Source organism: Paenibacillus plantarum, from assembly GCF_013141695.1.
GTDB classification, from domain to species: domain Bacteria; phylum Bacillota; class Bacilli; order Paenibacillales; family NBRC-103111; genus Paenibacillus_E; species Paenibacillus_E plantarum.
In genome coordinates, this window is sequence record NZ_WHNY01000062.1 from 117993 (window position 1) to 124036 (window position 6044).

7 protein-coding genes are annotated in these 6044 nt (G+C 47.7%); 2 read left to right on the forward strand and 5 right to left on the reverse strand.

Translation table 11 applies throughout. The annotated features are described in order from the left end of the window. Positions 1-22 precede the first annotated feature (22 nt). The 4 genes from msrC to GC096_RS20985 all read right to left on the reverse strand — a co-directional run bounded on the left by msrC (position 23) and on the right by GC096_RS20985 (position 3528). A complete protein-coding gene (msrC, locus tag GC096_RS20970) occupies positions 23-514 on the reverse strand; it encodes a free L-methionine (R)-S-oxide reductase MsrC (RefSeq protein ID WP_171632891.1) in 492 nt (163 codons plus the stop codon). A 305-nt stretch (positions 515-819) separates the two neighbouring features. Continuing rightward, entirely contained in the window at positions 820-1509 is a 690-nt protein-coding gene (araD, locus tag GC096_RS20975; protein WP_171632893.1) for an L-ribulose-5-phosphate 4-epimerase, read from the reverse strand. A 131-nt stretch (positions 1510-1640) separates the two neighbouring features. Beyond that, entirely contained in the window at positions 1641-2870 is a 1230-nt protein-coding gene (locus tag GC096_RS20980; RefSeq protein WP_171632895.1) for an S-layer homology domain-containing protein, read from the reverse strand. A 208-nt stretch (positions 2871-3078) separates the two neighbouring features. Continuing rightward, entirely contained in the window at positions 3079-3528 is a 450-nt protein-coding gene (locus tag GC096_RS20985) for a hypothetical protein (protein WP_246302863.1), read from the reverse strand. Between the two features lie 289 nt (positions 3529-3817). Between GC096_RS20985 and GC096_RS20990 the strand changes: the two genes are divergently transcribed. Both GC096_RS20990 and GC096_RS20995 read left to right on the forward strand, forming a co-directional pair. After that, on the forward strand, positions 3818-4384 hold the full coding sequence (locus GC096_RS20990) for an RNA polymerase sigma factor (protein WP_056610767.1): 567 nt from the start codon (positions 3818-3820) through the stop codon (positions 4382-4384). Beyond that, on the forward strand, positions 4371-5681 hold the full coding sequence (locus tag GC096_RS20995; protein ID WP_171632896.1) for a hypothetical protein: 1311 nt from the start codon (positions 4371-4373) through the stop codon (positions 5679-5681). Before GC096_RS20990 ends, GC096_RS20995 begins: the two co-directional genes overlap by 14 nt. Positions 5682-5751: 70 nt before the next feature. On the opposite strand, the gene GC096_RS21000 is transcribed toward GC096_RS20995, so the two are convergent. Beyond that, positions 5752-5970: a hypothetical protein gene (locus tag GC096_RS21000; protein ID WP_171632750.1), complete on the reverse strand. Its 219-nt coding sequence runs from the start codon at positions 5968-5970 to the stop codon at positions 5752-5754. Positions 5971-6044 lie beyond the last annotated feature (74 nt).

Sequence of the window (6044 nt, forward strand, 5' to 3'; positions counted from 1 at the left end):
GAGCGCTCGCTAGACGTCTACGCTACATCGCAGCGGCGAGCTTCTGCACGAACTTCTCCAGATAACGCTGGTCGACGTCATCGAACCGATTGAGGCTCGGGCTGTCGATATCCAGCACCCCGACAAGTTCGGCTCCCACCACAATCGGTATCACGATCTCCGATTGCGAAGCCGCATCACAAGCGATATGTCCCGGAAAAGAGTGGACATCAGGAACAAGCACAGTTTCCATGCGCTCAGCAGCTGTACCGCACACCCCTTTACCGAAAGGGATTCGCACACAGGCCGGCAATCCCTGAAAAGGTCCGAGCACAAGCTCCTTCCGCTCAAGCTGCTCGTCCACCAAATAGAATCCTACCCAGTTGATGTCCCCTAAGAACTGTCCCAGTAGTGCAGATGCATTCGCCAGATTCGCAATACGATTCGGTTCATCCTGTATTAATGCGTGGACTTGCTCGATCAGCAAGGTATATTGTTCTTCTCTTGTGCCGCTGTAATTCGATTTTGCAAACATCTGTCATCATCCTCTTCTGCCTAGTCTACTTTCATCATACCAAATGAACAGCTCCCCGCCAAAAGATACTGAATCGCTAACTCCTCTACAATTGCCGCTAGCGCGCTGGAGTTAGTCTACAAAACCGACTATCTCTGCAGAAACGAAGCTGAAACCCCAGAATTAGTCTACAAAACTGACTATCTCTTCTACAATTGCCGCTAGCGCGCTGGAGTTAGTCTCTTTCATCGAGTAACACCTCTCCTTATGTATGTATACAAAAAAGAGGACAATCCGCTATTCAGCCGATTGCCCTCAATAAGATCTTATTTTTGTCCGTAATAGGCGTTTGCGCCGTGCTTTCTTAGAAAATGACGATCCAACAAGGTTTGGTCCATCGGCTGAATGGAAGGATTCAAGTTGTACGTACGATATGCAATCTTCGCAACCTCTTCCAATACAACGGCGTTATGAACCGCGTTATGCGCGTCCTTGCCCCAGCTAAAAGGTGCATGACAGTTCACTAACACGCTCGGAACCATCGTGGGATCCAACTCACGGAACGTTTCAATGATCACGTGGCCTGTCTCCAACTCGTAAGCCCCTTGAATCTCAGCCTCAGTCATCAGACGCGTGCACGGCACTTCGCCGTAGAAGTAATCGGCATGTGTCGTACCGAGTGCCGGAATCGCGCGGCCTGCCTGCGCCCAGCTTGTCGCCCACGGCGAGTGCGTGTGAACGATGCCGCCAATCGATGGGAAAGCGCGATACAAGGCCAAATGCGTTGGCGTATCCGAAGATGGCTTCATTTTGCCTTCCACAAGGTTACCCTGCAGATCTACGACAACGAGGTCTTCTGCCTTCAAATCCTCATAAGGTACGCCGCTCGGCTTGATCACGACGAGCCCTTGCTCACGATCGATTCCGCTGACATTGCCCCATGTAAACGTAACTAGCCGATATTTGGGCAGATCCAAATTGGCTTCCAAAACTTGCTGTCTCAATTCCTCTAGCATCTGAGCTCAACACCTTCCGATAAAATGTACGTATAATACCTACATTATACACTTGTACGTACATGTTAGCTAGATGTTTTGCTATTAATGGACATATAAAACAACTTGTATGTACAGCTTGCAACTACCTTTTACGAATGGATAATAGAGAAAACGATCGTCTTCCCATCCGACTCCAGTCGTGTTTCCACCGAATAGTTACCGATTTGCGTTGTCGTTGTTTCAAGAACACCTTTCGCTGCGGCACGTGCGCAGGCATCCGTAAATTGGCGGTTGAAAATGTCTGCATCATACCCGAATAGGAAATCCGTAAACTTGCGGATGCTTTCCGTATTACGAGCAAGCACCCCGTCCTCCAATCGTACGGTGACCCCATAGGTCTTAAATTGTGGATCCAACCAGAGAGAAGCTTCATTGCTGTTGCGCGCTTCTGCCGTAGCTCCGCTTAGGGATTGCGATTTGGCTTCTGAATTCCGAAATAAACGCAGCGTCGTCTCTTCCAAATCGTAATTCGTCCCGCGCAGCTTGCCCGCCTGTTCCATCACTTCGTAGGCTTGCAGCATGCGCTCATCTGGGAAAACGAGCTTCTTGTAGCTGCCATCCTTGGTTGGTACGACTTTGATAAAAGCTTCGTTATCATTTTTCACGCTGATTCGCTTCGATTTCGTCTGCAAACGCGTAATAATTTGCAACGCTTCGGCACGTGTCACATATTTACCTACCCCGAAGTAACCATTCGGATACCCTTCCATGATCCCCTTCGTCATCGACTCTCCGATAAACTTCTGCTGCCTGCTCGTTGCGCTCTGTAAATCTCCGAAATGGGATGCTGCCGCAAGACTATACGTCTCGTCCTCCAAATATTCCGTTTCCTTCAATAAATAGTACAAAATCTCCGCGACATCTTCTCGCTTCAATGAAGCTTTATAATCAGTGAATTGTCCTTTGCTTATAAAATGAAGATCACTTGCCAAATCCAAATATGGCTTCGCCCAGTAACCGACCGTGTTCGGCTTAAACGTGAAATCACGGTAGTCCTGCCCTAAAATATTTTGATTACTTGCGCTTAGCGTTTGTAAAAAGCTTGTCTTCCACTTCCGTTCCCCATTCGGGAACTTATCTGTGAAGGCTAGCAGTACAATTTTCACAAATTGGTCTGCAGTAACGGTCTCATCCGGTCGGAAGGTTCCATCTGGAAAGCCATCCAGTAAACCTTGCTGTACCATTTGATCAATCGTCTGCTCCGCCCAATGTCCCCCAATATCCTTAAACCCCGCTGCCTCACTTCTACCTTGCAGACCACCTATTGATAATAGGCAACCGATCGTCGCAATTGCCACCCATTTATTCCATCGTATCATCGCCAATTTCTCCGCTTCTATCCTAATTTTCGGCACCAACTTCTACCATTCTCTAGGATAAGCCTTCTACTAGTCTTTGAGAACATGCTAAAAAGCCCATTCATTGAGGCAGGACAAGCCCCCTTAACTGGGTCTATAGCCATATATAAGACCAAAAAGACCCTGCCCTCTACTAGGTAGAAAGCAAGATCTGCTATCGTGAACATGATTATACTTGCTTTTTCGTCCCTGCTACCGCTTTAGCAGAATTGTAATAACGCATCCAGTCGACAATGTACATCATTTTAGCTAGGTAATCAGGTGCACTCCCCTGTAAATGACTGTACTGCTCTTCCTGCAGCAGTTGGTGCAGCTCGTACCCCTTTGTATAGAGAGCCTTTGTGAACGCTTCTTCCGTCTGTGGCTTGTAGAGATCCGTCCCTCGGGAAAGCTCAATTTCCTCGATAATTGTACCCCGGTAGTACGGGTAAACATTTACCTGCAGGCCCATATCGATGTAAGCTAAACCTGTATATTCATAAGGAAGCCAAATTAAATTCGTCTTCTTGTCTTCTAGCTTCACGGTGTACACTAAACCTAGGTTCAGGGCAATCGGCTGCGGATAATTGCTTATTAGCCCGGATCGCAAATGATCTGCTATATGCTCAACGAAATTCATGCTGCTCTTCCTCTCCGAAGGATCTAGTCCTTCCTTCATATTGCGTGCTAAAGCGCTTCGTTGTCAAGCAAGAACGCATACGTTCCAGTTTCTACCCTTATTGTTCTCTTTACTAGGTACAATTTCCTGCCGATCACGCGCTAGCTATTGGGCATGAAACGTTTCAATAAAGAATACGCTCTGATGAGGCACAAAGGAGCAGGGGCTTACGAAAGATATAAGTAATGTTTTTATTTCCAATGGTGAACTTTTCGGGAATAGATGCGTCTATATAGGAGAGGTGAGAGAATTGGAAACGACGGGTGTCCATGTATTTGATTATTTGAAGTACATTGCAGAAACAACAGATCAGAAGGTGATCCTTCGTAATTTAATGGAGACCTACGGGAATGATGTGTGGAATTATGCCTTCAGTATTTGTCGTAATAAAGATGCAGCTGACGATATTGCACAGGATGCTTTCTTAAAAGTATATCGCAATCTGACGACTTTCCGTGGTGAAGCTGCGGTTAAAACCTGGTTGCTTACGATAACCCGCAATACGGCTTATGATTATATGCGCAAAGCATTTTGGCGCAAGGTGACTCTGGTTGGATTCGTGCAATCGGGAGGTACCGCAAGCTCGGCTGAAACCGAAGCGGTTGAGAATTTATATGCAAGTGAAATTTGGCAGAAGGTCATGTCTTTATCCGCAAAATATAGAGAAATTTTAATTCTTCACGCACATTATCAGATGACAACCAAGGAAATGGCAGCTATTCTGGATATTTCGGAAGGGACCGTTAAATCCAGACTTCACCACGCCAGACTTAAGGTTCTTAGTCTGAAGGAGCGTGAAGCGCTTGAACACTCCTGAGCCGGATGACTTCCAGAAGCAATTGGAAGATGCCCCCCTCGTACAGAAGGGGTTCACCTCCAAGCTTCAGCAGGACATTGAGCAAACGATTCAAAAGAAGGAGCGCAATAAGTCCAAGGTAAAGCCTCTTCTCTGCGTTGCTGGTTTAGGTACGGTCATGGCTGTTGTACTTCTTTTCCCATGGCATACGATGCATACACAAAGTGAGGCTGCTGCTCTTGAAGGGAAAATGATGCCGGCGGAAGTCACCGTCTCCACGCCCCCGCCTGCTCCCATCAACACAGCCTTGCTGATTGGATTACGGACAGAGCATGAGTCTGCCCCAAGTGGTAGCCAGGGGCGCGTGCTGTCGCCACTTCGTTACAGCACCTATCGGACGATGCTCATTGCGCCCGTTCGCGGGCAATTACAGAAAACCTCCGAAGGCACTGGTATTTTGATGCCGTATAAGCAAAATTTCTGGAAAATCGACTCCCTCACACATCAAACGAACAAAGGTGAGTCTCACTATTTATCTGCTCATTTGGCTGATCAGCCCGTCAAGACAGAACGCTTCACAGAGCCAGAGGATCAAGAATTTAATCACGTAGAAACACTGTTGTTTGCTGGCAACCAGTACCTCTCCATTGCCGAGTCGGAGGCCGCTTGGAATGGCAATGCGCCCTATCATGCGGATCGCATCTGGGTGCGCACGCTCCCGCAATTGAAAGAAGCACGTACCTTGCAATTCTACAAAAAGCCAGTAGACAAGAACCATGTGTCCTTAATGGATGTCTTTGGCACAAGTACGAGTACGGATCTTGCGAGGATGTCGAGCATGGCAGACAATGCGATGAGCGAGGTATCGGGACAGAGTTGGACCGTGCAGCGTGAGGCAGGACAGTGGGTCGGCAAAGTTGCTGAAACGCCGAAAGCCAGTTTATCGAAACCTGATTCTTACGTATTGCGTGATTTCCCACGCCCATTGCCGGACAAAGTCGTTAATCACGATGAGATCTGTTGTTCTTGGACCAATATCAAATCCTCGTGGCCGAAAGCTACGGATGCGCTAACCTCCCCCTTGGACGACATGCTTGTCATCTTCGAGGGAGATACACTCAAATTCTACTCCTATGGGCAAGCACCTGGCAGCATTCCCCAGCTTACCTTAGATCTGGAGCCTGGTGAACAGCTCGTCATGGCGCAATGGGCCACAGATCACTACGTTCAGGAGTGGATCGACAAGGTCGGACGCTATCTGTCCGAAGGTACGGAGTTTCGTCCCGTGGAAGTGGAAGCACAAGCAAAAACCCACTAGATCATAAAACCCGCTGGTCCATTTGGACCGAGCGGGTTTATTGTGGTTTGGCTGGGCTGCAACTGCAGCCTCAAATGCAACTTCGACAGCAAGAACTACAGTAAACTTCAACTTCAACTTCAACTTCAACTTCAACTTCAACTTCAACTTCAACTTCAACTTCAACTTCAACTTCAACTTCAACTTCAACTGTAACTGTAACTGTAACTGCAGCAGCAACTACAACAGCTACGGCTACGGCTACGGCAACAGCTACTTCAACTGCACTCTCTACGCCACAAGCTCCCACGGCCGACTCCGACGTACTTCAACATTACCTCTACTCTACTCTACTCTACTCTACTCTTACTCTTACTCTTACTC

Coding starts and splice junctions, on each gene's coding strand:
- GC096_RS20985 (WP_246302863.1), bottom strand. CDS start 3,528: ATGAATTTCGTTGAGCATATAGCAGATCATTTGCGATCCGGGCTAATA.
- msrC (WP_171632891.1), bottom strand. CDS start 514: ATGTTTGCAAAATCGAATTACAGCGGCACAAGAGAAGAACAATATACC.
- araD (WP_171632893.1), bottom strand. CDS start 1,509: ATGCTAGAGGAATTGAGACAGCAAGTTTTGGAAGCCAATTTGGATCTG.
- GC096_RS20980 (WP_171632895.1), bottom strand. CDS start 2,870: ATGATACGATGGAATAAATGGGTGGCAATTGCGACGATCGGTTGCCTA.